This window comes from Pseudomonas sp. DG56-2, assembly GCF_004803755.1.
Classification (GTDB): domain Bacteria; phylum Pseudomonadota; class Gammaproteobacteria; order Pseudomonadales; family Pseudomonadaceae; genus Aquipseudomonas; species Aquipseudomonas auratipiscis.
In genome coordinates this window covers 918010-933504 of the sequence record NZ_CP032311.1, presented here as the reverse complement: position 1 = coordinate 933504, position 15495 = coordinate 918010, and the positions used below count along the sequence as shown (strand labels likewise).

The 15495-nt window shown below is 57.4% G+C and carries 15 protein-coding genes; 9 read left to right on the top strand and 6 right to left on the bottom strand.

Annotation, left to right across the window (positions count from 1 at the left end; translation table 11 throughout):
- Nucleotides 1-7: 7 nt before the first annotated feature.
- From D3Z90_RS04455 to D3Z90_RS04445, 3 genes are all read left to right on the top strand, one after another.
- The gene (locus tag D3Z90_RS04455; RefSeq protein WP_136474584.1) at nucleotides 8-355 is read left to right on the top strand and encodes a cupin domain-containing protein; all 348 of its coding nucleotides are present in this window, start codon (nucleotides 8-10) and stop codon (nucleotides 353-355) included.
- A gap of 107 nt (nucleotides 356-462) precedes the next feature.
- Nucleotides 463-1635, top strand: coding sequence for an aromatic amino acid transport family protein (locus tag D3Z90_RS04450; RefSeq protein ID WP_371922305.1), 1173 nt, complete (start codon nucleotides 463-465; stop codon nucleotides 1633-1635).
- A 62-nt stretch (nucleotides 1636-1697) separates the two neighbouring features.
- Nucleotides 1698-3179, top strand: a complete 1482-nt coding sequence (locus D3Z90_RS04445) for a PucR family transcriptional regulator (protein ID WP_136474582.1) — start codon at nucleotides 1698-1700, stop codon at nucleotides 3177-3179.
- A gap of 53 nt (nucleotides 3180-3232) precedes the next feature.
- Here the strand turns inward: D3Z90_RS04445 and D3Z90_RS04440 are convergent, their stop codons facing one another.
- The 4 genes from D3Z90_RS04440 to D3Z90_RS04425 all read right to left on the bottom strand — a co-directional run bounded on the left by D3Z90_RS04440 (nucleotide 3233) and on the right by D3Z90_RS04425 (nucleotide 8037).
- The gene (locus D3Z90_RS04440) at nucleotides 3233-3835 is read right to left on the bottom strand and encodes a hypothetical protein (protein ID WP_136474581.1); all 603 of its coding nucleotides are present in this window, start codon (nucleotides 3833-3835) and stop codon (nucleotides 3233-3235) included.
- A 211-nt stretch (nucleotides 3836-4046) separates the two neighbouring features.
- Nucleotides 4047-6482 carry a TonB-dependent siderophore receptor gene (locus D3Z90_RS04435; RefSeq protein ID WP_136474580.1) on the bottom strand — a complete coding sequence of 812 codons (2436 nt, stop codon included), beginning with the start codon at nucleotides 6480-6482 and terminating at the stop codon, nucleotides 4047-4049.
- Between the two features lie 110 nt (nucleotides 6483-6592).
- Nucleotides 6593-7525, bottom strand: a complete 933-nt coding sequence (locus D3Z90_RS04430) for a FecR domain-containing protein (RefSeq protein WP_136478877.1) — start codon at nucleotides 7523-7525, stop codon at nucleotides 6593-6595.
- A gap of 8 nt (nucleotides 7526-7533) precedes the next feature.
- On the bottom strand, nucleotides 7534-8037 hold the full coding sequence (locus tag D3Z90_RS04425; protein WP_136474579.1) for a sigma-70 family RNA polymerase sigma factor: 504 nt from the start codon (nucleotides 8035-8037) through the stop codon (nucleotides 7534-7536).
- Between the two features lie 447 nt (nucleotides 8038-8484).
- Here D3Z90_RS04425 and D3Z90_RS04420 point away from each other — a divergent pair, with 447 nt between their 5' ends.
- Complete coding sequence (locus D3Z90_RS04420) at nucleotides 8485-8712, top strand: hypothetical protein (RefSeq protein WP_136474578.1); 228 nt, start codon at nucleotides 8485-8487, stop codon at nucleotides 8710-8712.
- A gap of 129 nt (nucleotides 8713-8841) precedes the next feature.
- On the opposite strand, the gene D3Z90_RS04415 is transcribed toward D3Z90_RS04420, so the two are convergent.
- Entirely contained in the window at nucleotides 8842-9495 is a 654-nt protein-coding gene (locus D3Z90_RS04415) for a TetR/AcrR family transcriptional regulator (RefSeq protein WP_136474577.1), read from the bottom strand.
- A gap of 237 nt (nucleotides 9496-9732) precedes the next feature.
- Between D3Z90_RS04415 and D3Z90_RS04410 the strand changes: the two genes are divergently transcribed.
- The 5 genes from D3Z90_RS04410 (at nucleotide 9733) to D3Z90_RS04390 (ending at nucleotide 13513) form a co-directional block, all read left to right on the top strand.
- Nucleotides 9733-10572 carry a TauD/TfdA family dioxygenase gene (locus D3Z90_RS04410; protein ID WP_136474576.1) on the top strand — a complete coding sequence of 280 codons (840 nt, stop codon included), beginning with the start codon at nucleotides 9733-9735 and terminating at the stop codon, nucleotides 10570-10572.
- A 51-nt stretch (nucleotides 10573-10623) separates the two neighbouring features.
- Nucleotides 10624-11394, top strand: coding sequence for a class II aldolase/adducin family protein (locus tag D3Z90_RS04405; RefSeq protein ID WP_136474575.1), 771 nt, complete (start codon nucleotides 10624-10626; stop codon nucleotides 11392-11394).
- A 501-nt stretch (nucleotides 11395-11895) separates the two neighbouring features.
- On the top strand, nucleotides 11896-12123 hold the full coding sequence (locus D3Z90_RS04400) for a hypothetical protein (RefSeq protein WP_136474574.1): 228 nt from the start codon (nucleotides 11896-11898) through the stop codon (nucleotides 12121-12123).
- A gap of 81 nt (nucleotides 12124-12204) precedes the next feature.
- Nucleotides 12205-12489, top strand: coding sequence for a DUF3077 domain-containing protein (locus tag D3Z90_RS04395; protein WP_136474573.1), 285 nt, complete (start codon nucleotides 12205-12207; stop codon nucleotides 12487-12489).
- 82 nt (nucleotides 12490-12571) lie between these two features.
- Nucleotides 12572-13513, top strand: a complete 942-nt coding sequence (locus D3Z90_RS04390; protein WP_136474572.1) for a LysR substrate-binding domain-containing protein — start codon at nucleotides 12572-12574, stop codon at nucleotides 13511-13513.
- An 82-nt stretch (nucleotides 13514-13595) separates the two neighbouring features.
- Here D3Z90_RS04390 and D3Z90_RS04385 read toward each other — a convergent pair whose 3' ends face one another.
- Entirely contained in the window at nucleotides 13596-14780 is a 1185-nt protein-coding gene (locus D3Z90_RS04385) for an MFS transporter (protein ID WP_136474571.1), read from the bottom strand.
- Nucleotides 14781-15495 lie beyond the last annotated feature (715 nt).

Below are 15495 nucleotides of genomic sequence, written 5' to 3'. Positions count from 1 at the left end.
TTCAATCATGTCGATCGTTCGTATTGCCACCCATGCTCCGCTGACCTTTGGCGAGGCAACCGCCCTCGGCGACCCGCTGCACTCACCCGTTGCCCGGGCGCGTACCGCAGCACACCAGCAACTGCCCGACGGGCGCGGCACCACGGGGGTTTGGGAATGCAGCCCAGGCAGCTTCCGGCGCCAGGTAGCACAGGCCGAATACAGCTACATCGTTAGCGGCAGTGGCCGCTTCGCACCCGATCAAGGCGAGCCGGTGGCCTTTAGCGCCGGAGACGCCTTGTACTTCCCTGCCAATACCCAAGGCACCTGGACCATTGAGCAAACTGTTCGCAAAACCTACGTGATTCTTGAGTGAGCTGTTGACCGGCCACGCTTCCCACATACAAAACGAGGTAACAATAAGTGGGTGTACAACAACCTATCGAAGCGCCTTCGGGACTGAAGGCCCACGCCCTTGGGCGAATGGAAACCATCGGCATCATCATCGGCACGAACATCGGCGCCGGTGTGCTGAGCATGGCCTTCGCCGCGCGCAAGGTCGGCTACATACCCTTGCTGGCGTGCCTGGCCATCACCTGCCTGTTTTGCATTATCACCATGCTCTACGTGGCCGAGACCTGCCTGCGCACCCGTGAAAACAAACAACTGAGCGGCCTGTCACGAAAATACCTCGGGCCGTTCGGCGGCTGGCTGATTTTCATCGCCGTGGCCGCCAATAGCTACGGCGCGCTGATCGCCTACATGACCGGCAGCGGCAACATCCTTACCGACTTCTTCGGCCAGTTCGGCTTGAGTCGGCAAATGGGCAGCCTGATCTTCTTTGTCCCCTCAGCTTTGGTGCTGTACCTGGGCCTCAAAGCCTTGGGCGTGGCGGAAAAGCTGATCAGCGCCGGCATGGTGATGATTGTCTGCCTGCTGATTGGCGCGACGGTAATGCATGAAGACACGCAACTCATGCACCTGTGGCAGAGCCAGTGGCAGTACGTGGTACCGGTGTTCAACCTGGCGGTCTTTGTATTCGGTGCGCAGTTCCTGGTACCTGAGCTGGTGCGCGGCAACCTGGACACTCCCAAGCGCCTGCCACGTCTGATCATCGGCGGCATGCTGCTGACCTTCGTGCTGGTGGCCGCTATCCCGGCATCGGTCATTGCCCTGGTGGGCACCGAAAACCTCAGCGAGGTTGCCACCCTCAGTTGGGGCCGTTCGTTGGGCCAGTGGGCCTACTACGTTGCCAACACCTTCGCCCTGCTGGCCATGCTCACCTCGTACTGGGGCCTGGGCGGATGCCTGTTCACCAACATCTTCGATCACTTCCGTCTAGGCGATGAAAGCCATCGCGGCAAACGCCTGATGGTGCTGGCGGTGGTGGCGATTCCACCCTTCATCCTTGCCTATTCGGGTGTCAGCGGCTTCGTCAATGCGTTGTACTTCGCCGGTACCTTCGGCGGCGTGTTGATGGGCATCATTCCGGTACTGCTGCTCAATGCCGCACGCAAGCATGGCGATAAAGAACCTGCGTTCAAATGTGGCTGGTATGCTCATCCAATCATTCAGGCCGGCATCATCGTAATCTTCGCCTTTAGCGGCGTGTATGCGGTGCTGTCCGCCATCGGAATGCTACCTTCCAGCTGGTGATGACGCGACTCACGGGCCGGATGATCCCGGCCCCCTGCGTTACCCACTGGAGCAGCCTGAGCATGTCACTTCACATCCGTGACTTGATTGCCCTCCCCGAGCTCCGCTCTCACCTTTTGAGCGGAGCCGATGGCCTTGAGCGCGAAGTGCGCTGGGCTCACGTTTGCGAGTTGCCCGACCCCAGCGAATGGCTGGGAGAAGGCGATGTGCTGATGACCACCGGCCTTGGCGTTCCCGCTGAGCCCCAGGCGCAACGCGAGTATGTGCAACGGCTTGCCGACGCGGGCATCGCCGGCATGATGATTGGCGAGCACATGCAGGCGCCCGACAACCTCGATGCCCTTGCCGACTGCGCCCAGCAATTGGGTTTTCCGGTAATGCTGACCGAGTACGGCGTACCGTTCGCGGCCGTGACCCGAGCAATCATCGATGCCAACCAGAAAGAGGAATACCAGCGCCGCAGCGCGCTGGCACGGGTGTATGAAAGCGCCAGACTGAGCATCACCGGCCTGAGCCTGGCGGCATTGGTTGAGCGTTTGGAAACCGACATTCAATGTCGCCTCTATGTGCTTGTGCTCGAAACACTCCTGCCCTGGGACGAACAACTCGCTCCCCTGCCCGACACTCAGCGCACCGCGCTGCTTGCCAGCCGCCCCCGGCATGGCGAACAACAACCGATGCTGCGCCGCCACACCTTGCCGCAAGGCGAAGCGTTGAGCATTGAGCTGTCGACCGATCAGAGTTGCCTACTGGTGGTGACCGGCGATCGCTTGCCCGACTATGGCCTGTTGCATCACCTAACCGCGGTGCTTGGCCTGGAAGTACAACGCCGCCAAGCCGAGCGTGAACGCCGTTTACGACTGGGCTCGGAGTTGATAGATGACCTGCTGCACCAGCGCCTCGGCCACGAGCAGGCCAACCAGCGGCTGCACGAGCAGTTACCCGGGCTGAGCTTGAATCAAGCCGTTTTCAGCGTGGCCCGAGCACCGGGCCTGCACGGCAAAACTGAAACGCTGCTCAAGCTTCTGAACGAGCGCTTGCTGGTACGTATTCAGGGGGAAGAACTCATCCTGTTGCACGCCGATGGTTTGCAGCCGTTGCTGAGCGAGCAACTTGACCTGAACCTGGGCTCAAGCGCCCCCCTGCAAAGTTTGCAGCGCAGTGCAGAAGCGCTGCGTGAAGCCCTGCTGGCCTGCGCCCATACCCACGCCCAGCGCCGGGTGTGCTGCTTTGCAGAACTGGAAACCGACACCCCCTGGCTGCCGCGCACCCCGGACGAAGCCATGCGTGCTTTCCGCTCGGTGCTGGGCGCGCTGCATGCCTATGACCAAGCACAAGGCACTGCCCTGCTTCAGACACTGCAGGTGTTTCTCGAAGAAAACCGCTCGTGGCTGCACGCCGCCAAACGCCTGCATGTGCACAAGCAGACGCTGGTTTATCGCATCCGCCGGATTGAAACGATCAGCGGCCGATCCATGGACAGTACCGCCGACGTGGCGACATTGTGGTTTGCCCTGCAAAGCCGCTGGGTAGTGGCCGATTGATCTGCCGAACACCCCGTAACTAACAGCCAGTACGGACCCAGCCATCGACAGCATCAAAACCAGCCGCGATCATCCTCAAGCTCCGCCCGGCACTGCTTGAGCTGTGCACCATAAACCTTGGCCTGCTGCTCCACCTTGCGCGCGACCTGCATCAGCCAGGGCTTGGCGCGGTAGCTGCCGCGACTGAAACCACCACGGCCCTCGTGGTAGGCCAGGTACTGGTTATAGGTGTCCCATTTGGAAATCCCCAACTGACGCTGGGTACCTGCGGTGTACCAGCCAATGAACATGACCGCATCATCGAAGTTGTCCCGCGAGCCGCCATTGCCCGTACCAGCCTTGTACTCACCCCAGACTGGGTCCTGAGCCTGTGCATAACCATAGGCCGAGCTGACACGCCCCCACGGAATCACCCACAGCAGGTAGTCCCGCGGTGGCAGCGCATCGTGGATGTAACTGCTTTCCTGCTTCATGATCGCCATCGCCACATGTTGCGGCGTACCCCACTGCTTCTGCATCTCTAGCGAGTCTTCGTACCAGTCAGGGTATTGGCGATAGATACTGCAGAGGTTGCCCTGATCCCTTGGCGGTGCGGTAGCGCAGCCCGCCAGAATCACCAACATCAGCATGAATGCCCAAAACCGCCCTTGTTTCATCAACCGCCCCAGCAAGAAATGAGGGCTTGGTTGCCCTTCGTATATAGCGCAGAACATGAACTGAGCACGCTCCGCTGACCTCCTATGATGACCCATGCCTGGGGAGGGTCACCTGATCGACGACATTGTTTTGTAACGCCAACTCGAGCAAGAACCAGTACTGACGCACACCTGCGCTGATAACCATCATCAGCACAGGTTGCCCAAGCGTTTAGAAATCCCAACGTGTGGTAAACATCACATTACGCGGGTCACCGTAGTAAGCCGTGTTATAGAAGCCGATGTTGGTGTAGTAGTACTTGTCGAACAGGTTGTTGACGTTGACCGACGCAGACAGGTGATTGGTAACCTGATACTTGGCCATTACGTCCACCAACCAATAGGCCTCTTGGGAAAATTCCTCGTACTGGTTTTTGGGCCGGTTGTAGATGTCTTGCCAGGCTTTGCCCTGCCAGCGCGCACCGCCGCCGATGGTCAGGCGTTCAAGTGGGCCTTTGAATGTGTACGAGGTGTAAAAGCTGAGCTGGTCTTGCGGCTCCCAGGTGGAAACCTTGTCGCCATGTTCATCGCGAATGATCTTGTGGGTGTAGCCGGCCTGCGCCTGCCAGCCGGGTGCCAGTTCCCCAGACAACTCGGCTTCAAAGCCTTTGGTTTTCGCCTCGATACCGGTGTAGGCGTAACCGACAGAGGGGTTGGTGGGACTGGAGTTGTACTCGGCGTCTGCCTCAGCACGGTTGCTTTCATGCACTTCGAAATAGGCCAGGCTGGTATTGAGCCGGCCGTCGAAGAATTCACCCTTGATACCCACTTCGTAGTTTTTGCCTTCGTCCGGTTCCAGCAACTTGTTGTTGCGGTCGCGGTTATAGGTTTGCGGCATGAAGATGTCGGTGTAACTCGCGTACGCCGTGAAGTGATCATTCAGGTCGTAAGTGACACCGGCATAAGGCACCAGTTTGCCGGTTTCGGTAGAGTCGTAATCACCGGTCAATTTGTAGTTGGCGACACGGCTGCCAAGCAGAATGTTCAAGTCGTCGGTGATGTTGAAGCGGGCAGTTATATAACCCGCGGTTTGCCGGGTTGTCTGGTCGTTTACTTGGGTTGGCTCACCCCAGTCCGGCTCGGGGAAGTTGCCGTTGAAGTTCCAGAAGTCGACGACCCGATTACCGTTCACGTAGATCGGTGCGCCGTAGTCCTTGCCTTTCCAGTGCGAGTTGGAGGCCGATGCGCCGACGACCAATTCATGCTCACGGCCCATCAGGCTGAATGGGCCGCTAAGGTAGAAATCGGCAGAGTCGGCTCGGGTGGTGCCAGTGAATTTGTTGGCGTATAGCGTGGACAAGCCGGTGCTGGGAAACGGCCCCAACTGGATAGCCCCCAGCGGTGCGTGGTAACTGTTTTGCTGATGAGTGAACTGCCCCTTGGCCACCCAACCATTGGCGAAGCTGTGCTCCAGGGTCGAGAACACGCTCTGAGTGGTCTGCTCCCAACTGCTCCACTTGGCGCCGTTGTTGTAGGAGCGCGAAGCGTCGATGCGGTCGCCGTTGCGGTCATACAGCGGGCGACTGCCGGACCAGCCCGAACTGGTCGGGTCGTTGTTCTGATAATCGAAGCCCACGGTCAGCAGCGTTTCTTCGCTCAGGTCCGCTTCCAGGGTGCCAAAGTAGACGCTGGTTTTGCGCTGGTAGCGATCCATGAAGGCGTGCTTGTCTTGATACGCCATCACCGCACGACCGCGCACATTACCGCTGTCGGTCAGCGGGCCGCTGACGTCGATCTGGGAGCGATAGTTGTCCCAACTGCCCGCGCCCAAATCGATACTCGCCTTGAAATCGCGCGTTGGTTTTTTGCGCACCAAATTGATGGTTGCCCCGGGCGCTCCGGCGCCAGTCACTAACCCTGTTGCGCCCTTGAGAATTTCAACACGGTCGTAGATGGCCATGTCACTGAGCGTTTGCCCAGACGAATAGGCCGAGTTGCGCAGGGTCGGGATACCGTCGTACTGGAAATTCTCGACCGAAAAACCGCGCGCGTAGTAGTTGGTGCGCTCACTGTCGTAGGTCGATACGGTAATGCCCGGGGTGTGGCGCATAACGTCGTCGATGGAGTTGAGCGCGAAGTCGTCCATGTGCTGGCGGGTGATCACCGTAATGGACTGCGGCGTTTCCCGCGGCGTCAGCACCAGGCGCGTGGCGGTGGCAATGGTGCCCGGCGTGTACGAGCCGGTGCCTTCGGTAATAGTGCCCAACTGGTTGGAGATAACCTCGGTGGCACCCAGCTCCAACGCATCGCCGTTGGCCTTGGTGATAATCACATAACCGCCATTGCTCTGCCTTTGCGCCTGCAAGCCGCTGTTGACCAGCAAGCGTTCAAGCCCTTCCTCGACGCTGTACGTACCGTCCAATCCGCGGGTGGTGAGGTGTCGCGCCTGCTCGGTATCGAACGACAGCGTTACCCCCGCCTGCACGCCAAATTGGGTCAGGGCGTTGCCCAGCAGGCCGGCCGCAACGTGATAGGCGGTTTGGCTTTGCGCCATCGCCTGGACCGGCATCAATGCCAGAACCGGTACGCCGGTGAGAGATGCACCGAGCACCGCCATGCGCACGGCGCGCGTTAATCGGGTGGTGGCGTTTGGGGGTGGAAGGGACATGCGGTGATCCTTCTGAGTCATGACAGAAACGCGCTGTAATCGCGGCTTATGTCATTGACGGATGAGAATCAAAATCAGCCAGAACACGGCAAATTAATTTCAGCCGTGGCTTAGGCGGGCTCGATGCTGGCCCAATAACGCGTCAAATAGCGCACTTTCACCGGCAGGGTTTTGCTCAGGTTTTCCAGCACGGTATCGGTGTCATCGATACGGAACACCCCGGAAATACTCAAGCCCTCGACCGCCACGGCGCAGCGCAACACACCGGGGCGATAACGCCCCAGTTCTTCGACAAAATCCCCCAGGCGCCAGTCGTTGACACTCAGTAGGCCGTTGCGCCAGGCGCTGGAATTGGCCGGCAACGCTGTAGCCGCTTGTACGTGTTCGGTATCAAAGGTGAGCTGCTGCCCGGCCACCAACCGCACCGCGTGCTCGGGGTGATGCAACGAGCGCACCTCAACCGCCGACGCCTGCACGCAGACACGGGTTTGCCCGGCGAGTTGACGCACACTGAATTCCGTTCCCAAGGCGCGCACACTGCCATCGCCGGTATGCACAATAAACGGCCGTTGGGCGGGGTCTTTGGCAGTCTGGATGAGAATTTCGCCACGGTAGAGTGTGATCAGTCGCTGCTGAGCATCGAAGCTGATATCCACCGCTGAATCGACGTTCAGGGTGAGCTGCGAACCGTCGTCCAGACGCAAGCTGCGACGCTCCCCGGCCTTGGTCAATTGCTGGGCAAACAGTGCGCGATAAGGCACCTGCTCACTGACCAACCAAGTGCCGCCAACAGCCAAGAGCACACCGAGAATTTTCAGCACATCCCGGCGCTGCGCCTGCGCCGCCGTCAGCCCGGACAGCGCCGCGCGTGGCGACACCTGCTGCCATTGTTGTTGCAGTGCTTCCACCCTCGCCCACGCTGCAGCGTGCTGGGGGCTGGCTTGCAGCCACTCACGCCAGGCCTGGGTGCGCGCCTCGCAGGGGTTGCCGTCATTGAGCTGCACATACCAGGTGGCAGCAGCCTCGAGGGTTTGCACGTCCAGCGGCGTGCTCATGGGTTTTCGGCCAGCAACAGGCAGCGGGTCATAGCACGGATAAGATGGTTTTTCACCGTAGTGACCGACACATCGAATCGTTCAGCGGCGGCGATATAGGTGAGCCCTTCCAACTGCACCGCGAGGAATATGTCGCGGGTTCGACTGCCCAACTCATCGAGCATGGTGTCGATGGACACGAGCATTTCGATGATGCTCAGGCGGATTTCCGGAGAAACGTCCACAGGCTCGGGCTGCAGCGCCAAGGCTTGCAGATAGGCTTGCTCGATGGTGCGCCGGCGGGATTTGTCGATCAGCAGCGAACGCGCGATCGCGCTCAGGTAGCCACGCGGCTCACGGATGGGCTCAGCGTTGCGTGCGGTCATTACACGTATGAAGGTGTCTTGTGCCAGGTCGGCCGCATCGGCGGCATTGCCCAGGCGAACCCGCAACCAGCCTTTTAGCCAACTGTTGTGCTCGCTGTACAGCCGCTGGAGCGCGGTGTGATCAAGTGCCGACATGAGAATGACCGCAAGGTGTTAATGGTAATCGCTCGCATTATCTTGGCCGCTGCCTTGGTATGCAAGGATGATTTCCACCAAGGCGGAGAGTTAGCTGTAGGAAACGGTCGAGCCTTGTCGGTTAATGACGTAGTTTCGTTCATGGTTCGGAGCTGAATCTTCAGAATTTCCCGATTCCATGTAGTCCATTTCCGAATCATACTTTTGCCGCACTTGTGGCATTGCGATGGCCTTATGAGGGCTCTAGTCTCGGCGGGTCGTTGGTGTTCAACGACCGGTTTTGACAGACCGCACTCACCGAAGACATGTGCAAGCTTTATGGCGATTGTACGTGGGGCACCTTCGTGTGCGCCGAGTTCTCCGGTGTTCGGTCTGTCAACCCGCGTACAGTTGCCACCCATTTGTTTGACAGCAGATTCGTGGCGACTCCACTCACCGGGAGGCACCATGTTGAAAATCGTTCCTGATCCACCCAATGTCAACAACCAGTCTCTTGAAGACGTCCTCATCCAAATCTCCGAATACATGGTCTGCGCTCTGACCATCGCGCAACAGACAGTCCTGCTGCATTCCAGCGCCCCTGGCCAGGTGCTTACCCTGGCCACCATGCACGAAATCGAAAACGCCCAAAACCTGATCGAAGTGGCCTTGAGCAAAGTGCAGTTGAAGCATTGAGCCACGAACAGGCGAGCACCGGCTTTGTTTCGGCAAGGCTGGTTGCTTTGGGGCTGGTTGCTTTGGGGCTGGGTGTTTGGTGAGGGGGTAAACGGGACCGCGGGATGCCTACGAAATGCGGACCACCTGTTAATCAAACGCAGAGGGACGCAGGCAACCGATAGCCATGGCGACAATACTGTCGAGCAATGCTGAGGACTCCAGTTGGGTTGGCATATCTTCCAGCACCGAGCGGATCACACTGCGCAAGCCTTGTCCGAGCAGATAAGCCGCCAGGGCCGGATGCTCGGTGGTGACCTCGTGCTCGTACATCTGCAAAAGCGGCAACCAGGTCGCTTCGATGAATTCACCCGTAGTTTGGTAAGGACCGCGCCACATACCGAGGTGAAGGGCTGAGTGGTAACGCAAATGAAAGGCCTTGTTCAATTTGAACAGTCGCGTTTCAACCCGAATGATATTGGCCAGAATGTCGCGCAGCGCCGATTTTAATGGCACGCCCACCAACCTTTCGCGCACCTTCAACAGCTCCTCGGACTCCTGGTCGAGAATGCGCTCGTACAACAAGGCTACGATTGCGTCTTTGTTGGGGAAGTATTGGTAGATCGAGCCGACTGCGACCCCAGATATTTCCGCGATGCGGGCGACGGTCAGTGACTCCTCGCCGGATTCATCCAGAATCCGCAGGCACGCCTGCTCCACGGCATCCACCAGCGCGCGCGAGCGTGACTGGCTCGGGCGCTTGCGTAATGCGGGAAGCTGCCCTGCCGAAGGTGTTCGGTCCATCGTGGTTTCACCGCCCTTGTTGTTATTAGAAATCCGAGCGCTGCATTTTGAGTCGCACCAAATAATTAATAAATATTAAACAAATCAATTAGTTACTTAGTTAACTGAGCACTTCCGGAATGCGAATATCTCGACCTTGAGCACGTGAGTATGATCGTTTTCGTCGATCAGACAACGTCCAAATGCGCAGTGATGCGCTCTACAAGATCGCAAGCTGTAACCCACCGGGAGATTGCCATGCCGTCATCTTTCACCGTTCGGCCCTTGGGTTCGAACATAGGCGCCGAAGTGCTTGATCTAGATCCCGCTTCAGTATTTTTGCCGCAAACGCTGGCGGCACTTGAGGCAGCACTGGTTAAACATGAAGCCCTTGTACTGCACGTCCCACAGTTGCGACCAGAGCAACACTTAGCGATTGCCAAGCATTTTGGTGAACCTGAAGTTCATACCTTCTATCCCAACCTGGGCGATGGATTTGAACAGATCACTGTGATCGACTCCAAGCTGGGTGATCGTGCGGATATGTGGCATCACGACGAGAGTTTTCTTCCCAGCCCGCCAATCGTCACCATGACCCATGCGCAAATCTTGCCGCCGGTGGGCGGCGACACCTGCTGGATCAGCATGACCACTGCCTACGACGCTTTGTCTGAGCGCATGAAGCAGTACCTCGACGGCCTTAGTGCGTGGCATGACATGAACGGACCGATGACCACAGCGCTGCGCCAGAACGTCGTCACTCACGACCGTTACCTTGAAGTGATCAACATGAACCGTCGGCACTTGCATCCACTGGTGATCAAGCATCCGATGTCAGGTCGCAAGGCGCTGTACTTGAGCCCGACGTACACCACCCATATCGATGGCCTGACCATCCTTGAAAGCGATGCGGTTCTGGCCTACCTGCACGCCCATTGCCAACAGGTTCAATTTGGCTTTCGTCACCGCTGGACTGTCGGCGACATGGTGATCTGGGATAACCGCAGCGTGCTCCACAATGCCATCCTGGATTACCAACCGCACCAGCGCCGCATGCAGCGCGCCTCGGTATTCGCTCGCAACACCGCCAACGCGTGACTCATCAATGGTTGATCACCCTGATGTGTGGGTGGCTCAAGGGGAATACCTATGTTGCAAGACAAGCTGAACCAAGACCTGTTGGCTCGATACACACCCAAGCCGGGGCGGTATGCGCTGCTGCCTGAACTCACCCCACAACAAACACTGGCGCTGCTGTGCCGGGTGTTGTTTCGCGAGGGCTATAACGACCACATCGCCGGTCACATCACTGTTCGTCAGGACGACGGCACCTACTTGGCCAACCCATGGGAGCTTACCTGGGGAGAGGTGAGCGCCTCGGACATCGTGCGCCTCGATCACCAGGGCACGGTAATCGAAGGTGAATGGAACATCACGCCGGCCATCAACTTGCATATGGACTTGCACGCCGCACGACCGGATGTGCACGTGGTTATCCACAACCATCCGCAGTGGGGTTCGGTGTGGTCGGCGGCCGGGCGCATCCCCCCTGTCTACGACCAGACATCCGCCTTGGTTGACACCGACCCGGTGCTCTATGACGAGTATCGCGGCACGGTGGAAAACACCGAATTGGGCCGCGCCGTGGTCGGCGCACTCGGTACAAACAAATGGGCGCTGCTCGCCAACCACGGCGTACTGGTTGTGGCCAACGGCATTCGCCAGGCACATTTACGAGCGATCACATTGGAGTGGCGTAGTCGTTTGGCTTGGCATGTTGAGGCGCTGGGTGGGGGCGCGCCGTTACCTGGCCATGTGGTGGATGCAACCGGCAGGCGAACCGATACGAATGGGTTTCCGTTTTTGTGGGAGGCCATGGCGCGGGAGGAAATTCGGCGTGATCGGGGTGTTCTTGAATAAGTGTTTCTAGACCTGGAAACGGCGGCATCTACCGATGTAGATGTCGCCGGCACTCAGTACTTTCCTTGGATCGGTTTCATGCCGCTGTGTTAGGTGCCCTCCCCCCTAGTGCATGGATGACTTCCCGGAAGGTGGAGTGGTTGCTGTAGGAAATGGTCGAGACTTGTCGGTTATTGGCGTGGTTTCTTTCATGGCTTGGTGCTTAATCTTCAGAATTTCCCGATTCCATGTAGTCCATTTCCGAATCATACTTTTGCCGCACGTGTGGCATTGCGATGGCCGTATGAGGGCTCTAGTCTCGGCGGGTCGTTGGTGTTCAACGACCGGTTTTGACAGGCCGTAATTGACCTCTAGAGCACGTGCACGCGTTATGGCGGCTGTACGTGGGGCACCTTGTGTGCGCCGAGTTCTAGAGTCCTCGGTCTGTCAACCCGCGTATAGCTGCCACCCACTTGTTTGACAGCAGGTCTGTAGCAGCCCCACTAGGCTCTAGAGGTTCGCATGTTGAAAATCGTTCCAGATCCACCCGGCGCTACTAAACAGTCTCTCGAAGACATCCTCATCCAAATGTCCGAATACATGGTCTGCGCCCTGACCATCGCGCAACAAACAGTCCTGCTGCATTCCAGCGCCCCAGGGCAGGTTCTTACCCTGGCCACCATGCACGAAATCGAAAACGCCCAAAACCTGATCGAAGTGGCCTTGAGCAAGGTGCAGTTGAAGCACTGAGTTATGCACAGGCGAGCACCGGCTTTGTTTCGGCAAGGCTGGTTGTTTTCGGGGTGGGTGGTTTTCTGAGGAGAGGGATAAATGAGCGAGGCGTCGGTTGGCAGCAGTGGTTCAGGGTTTAGAACGATAGGTGTCGGGGTGTTTGGTGAGGGGGTAAGCGGCACCGCGGATGATCGACTGTTTCGGGTTGAGCCTGGGCATGATGCTGGGTTTGTTCTGGAACAGGCTGCGCTGTTGATGGGCTGTGTGGGGAAGCTGACTCAGCATGTGATGTTTGAGCAGGACGAAGCGATGCTGTGTGCTGCGCATTATTTGAGTGGGATGGCGAAGGCGCTGGTTGAAGATTTGGCGCATGGGATGGTGTAAGGATTGCTCCTATTGGAGAATTCTCCACTTACCTTGGTGCTAGCTTGCGAAGCACCTGGAATTTAATTCAATGGAGAGTGCAATGTTCTCGTCCGAGCGACTGAAAGGTATCGATGTCTTTGTCGCAGTCGCTGATTTTGGCAGCTTCACCGCTGCCGCCGAACGACTGAACCTCACAAGCTCGGCAGTAAGCAAAAGCGTGGCACGTTTGGAGAGTCGACTAGGGACTCGTCTTTTCAACCGCACGACGAGAAGTCTGGCTCTTACCGAGGCCGGTGTCGTTTTCTACAGAACGTGCGCATCCGTTTTGACGGATCTCGAAGAAGTCGAACATGCAATTATCGCCGAGAACAATGAGCCTCATGGCAGGGTACGGATCGATCTTCCGGCCTCCTTTGGGCGGCTACACGTTCTTCCCTTGATCATGGACTTTGTGCGCCTTCACCCCATGCTTCAACCGCACATCTCTTTCACTGATCGCTTCATCGATCCTGTATACGAAGGCATTGATATCGTCGTGCGCATTGGTGGCGCTGATGTTTGGCCGGCAAATCTTGGCCATCAGTATTTCGGCGCTCAGCGCTTGATGTTCTGCGCATCCCCTGAGTACCTCGAACAATATGGCACCCCGCAATGTGAGCGTGATCTCGATAACCACCATTGCGTTGGATATGGGCAAAGCGACGGCTTGGTCAGCCCATGGTTCTTTAGAGGGCGTCAGCCGGGAGAAATGGAACGCCGGACCGTCCACACGCGCATTGCAGTGGGCGATGGCGAGGGAGAAGTAGCGGCGGTACTTGCCGGCCACGGTATTGGCCAGTTACCGACGTGGCTCACTCAGCGCCACATTGAGCAGGAAACGCTCGTAGAGGTGCTACCAGATTTATCCACAGATGGTTTGCCGATGAATCTGGTCTGGTTGAAAAGTCGAGAGGGGCAACCCAAGGTTCGAGCGTTACTGGACTATCTCCTTCCCAGGTTAACGCCGCACGGCGCACAACCTACAGTACTGCCTTTAGGCTGAATGCATAACGGAGCAGTAATCGCGCACGACAATGCGCCAGCCTGACTCACAGGCGGCGCAGCGAACCAACATGCTCCAATTGCTAAGGGGCAAGCTTGCGAACGATCGGAACCAGCGCCAAAGCGATCACCGCTACTGCGGATGCCACGTAGCCTAGATATTCAACCCCAAGGCTTGGAATTGTCATACCCCCAACAATGGCACCGATACCAATGCCTGCGTTAGCTGCCGATACGTTGGTGGTGCCCGCCAGTGCCTGAGAGTGGGAAACCGAACTCATGACTCGCACCTGGCTTACAGGATAAAGAGCGGTATTGGCGATTCCCCAAAGGCCAAGAGCAACGCAGAAGATCAGTCCTGCATGTGCGAGTGGCGCAATTGCGGCCATACCAATGCTGAGCACTATCAGAAAGAGCGCAGTGGCCTTGATTGGGGACTTGTCGACGGCCTTGCCACCGATCCAATTACCGACCAGGCCAATTGCGCCAAATGCCATCAGCCACCATCCGACATGCTCCGGAGCCACACCTGTCACTCGCTCAAGGACATCGGCCAAGTAGGTGTAAGCGGTGAACATGGCTGTAAAAACCACCACCGAAAGGAACACATTGGCAAGGAAATAGGGCTCTTTGAAGATGCGTGCTTGCTTGAAAAAATCCACTTTCGCAGTACGAGCGACAGTGGGCATGTACACCGACATCGCAATCGCCATGATCAGCGACAAACCTGCCAGCAACCAAAACGCACCTCTCCAGCCAATCGCATTCGACACAACTGTGCCCACTGGAATACCGAACAGCATTGCCGCCGAGATGCCCAAGTACACTTTCGAGATAGCTTGGCCAGATCGCTGTGGGCCCGCCAGCTGTCCAGCCGTTTCACTGGCCGTTCCCCAGAAAACCGGTAGCGCTAAAGCAGGCACCACACGGGCGACAGCGAGGAGCCAAAAGCTGTCGGACACGGCCGCTAAGGCGTTTGCTGCGGCGAAGATCAGCAGGATCGAGATAAATAGTTTTTTCCGATCGAGGTGAGAAAGCGCAGCCGTCAGGGGTGGGCCAAAGATCATTACTGTGAAGGCAAATAGGGTAACCAACTGCCCTGCCACAGAGATTGAAATACCAAGATCTCTGGCAAGGGCAGGCAGCAAACCCACGATCAGAAACTCGGTCGTTACGATGAGAAAGGCCGCAGAGGCCAAGATGGCAATGCTCAGCCCAACCCCCTTCGTGGAAGAAGCGGCTTGGGTAAGGGATTCATAGGCAGACATATGCAGGTGCTCAGGTTGGTATGCCTGTCAGTCTATTGGTAATTAATTTTCCTATTTTTGGCAGTTTTTCATTGCACTAGTGACAATTTTTCAGGAATGACGGCGCTTGGTGTCATTTGAGTGGAGCAATGGGCGGATCGTGTTCGAAGTGGCTTTTAGAGGGGGGGTTCTGGCAAATAGCTCTTACTTAGGACGCCATAACGAAAAAACCCGCCAGACGGCGGGTTTTAAGGGGGGCCAGAGATTTTGGTAGCCTTCACTGGAACCTGAACTGGTGCGGAGACAGGAATCGTATCAACACGAAAGGTTCTGAATTTAATGGGTATTATTCGTCAGGGTACAACTCATTATCTCTAAAATTATCCTCAGCCTATTTCTAGGCTGCCGACCACTCCGAAAAAGCCATGCCAGGATGATGGAAGGCGCTGAAGCGTTCTGCTAACCATTCGCCAAAGCCAGGCTCAGGCTCAGGCTCTTCTGGGGATGGCAGCTATCGACCCCTACCCGTCGTTCGGGACGGGCGGCAAACGGCCAGAAGTAGCCGCTCACTCCAGGTTGGTAGATCCAAAGTGGATACCAGCGTGGAGCTAGTCGACGTAACCCGACTTTCATCGCGCAGCGTCCTAGGCTCTGTACGAAATCCCGAGAAACTGAATCGACGCCCCTCAGAAGCTGAAATTCTGTAGGTTTCCCGGCCATCTACGGAAAGGAATTC

Excerpts from the sequence above, each read along its gene's own strand:
- D3Z90_RS04455 (WP_136474584.1), top strand. The coding sequence starts at position 8 with ATGTCGATCGTTCGTATTGCCACCCATGCTCCGCTGACCTTTGGCGAG.
- D3Z90_RS04420 (WP_136474578.1), top strand. The coding sequence starts at position 8,485 with ATGTTGAAAATCGTTCCTGATCCACCCAATGTCAACAACCAGTCTCTT.
- D3Z90_RS04440 (WP_136474581.1), bottom strand. The coding sequence starts at position 3,835 with ATGAAACAAGGGCGGTTTTGGGCATTCATGCTGATGTTGGTGATTCTG.
- D3Z90_RS04410 (WP_136474576.1), top strand. The coding sequence starts at position 9,733 with ATGCCGTCATCTTTCACCGTTCGGCCCTTGGGTTCGAACATAGGCGCC.
- D3Z90_RS04405 (WP_136474575.1), top strand. The coding sequence starts at position 10,624 with ATGTTGCAAGACAAGCTGAACCAAGACCTGTTGGCTCGATACACACCC.
- D3Z90_RS04435 (WP_136474580.1), bottom strand. The coding sequence starts at position 6,482 with ATGTCCCTTCCACCCCCAAACGCCACCACCCGATTAACGCGCGCCGTG.
- D3Z90_RS04450 (WP_371922305.1), top strand. The coding sequence starts at position 463 with ATGGAAACCATCGGCATCATCATCGGCACGAACATCGGCGCCGGTGTG.
- D3Z90_RS04425 (WP_136474579.1), bottom strand. The coding sequence starts at position 8,037 with ATGTCGGCACTTGATCACACCGCGCTCCAGCGGCTGTACAGCGAGCAC.
- D3Z90_RS04415 (WP_136474577.1), bottom strand. The coding sequence starts at position 9,495 with ATGGACCGAACACCTTCGGCAGGGCAGCTTCCCGCATTACGCAAGCGC.
- D3Z90_RS04390 (WP_136474572.1), top strand. The coding sequence starts at position 12,572 with ATGTTCTCGTCCGAGCGACTGAAAGGTATCGATGTCTTTGTCGCAGTC.
- D3Z90_RS04445 (WP_136474582.1), top strand. The coding sequence starts at position 1,698 with ATGTCACTTCACATCCGTGACTTGATTGCCCTCCCCGAGCTCCGCTCT.
- D3Z90_RS04395 (WP_136474573.1), top strand. The coding sequence starts at position 12,205 with ATGAGCGAGGCGTCGGTTGGCAGCAGTGGTTCAGGGTTTAGAACGATA.
- D3Z90_RS04385 (WP_136474571.1), bottom strand. The coding sequence starts at position 14,780 with ATGTCTGCCTATGAATCCCTTACCCAAGCCGCTTCTTCCACGAAGGGG.
- D3Z90_RS04400 (WP_136474574.1), top strand. The coding sequence starts at position 11,896 with ATGTTGAAAATCGTTCCAGATCCACCCGGCGCTACTAAACAGTCTCTC.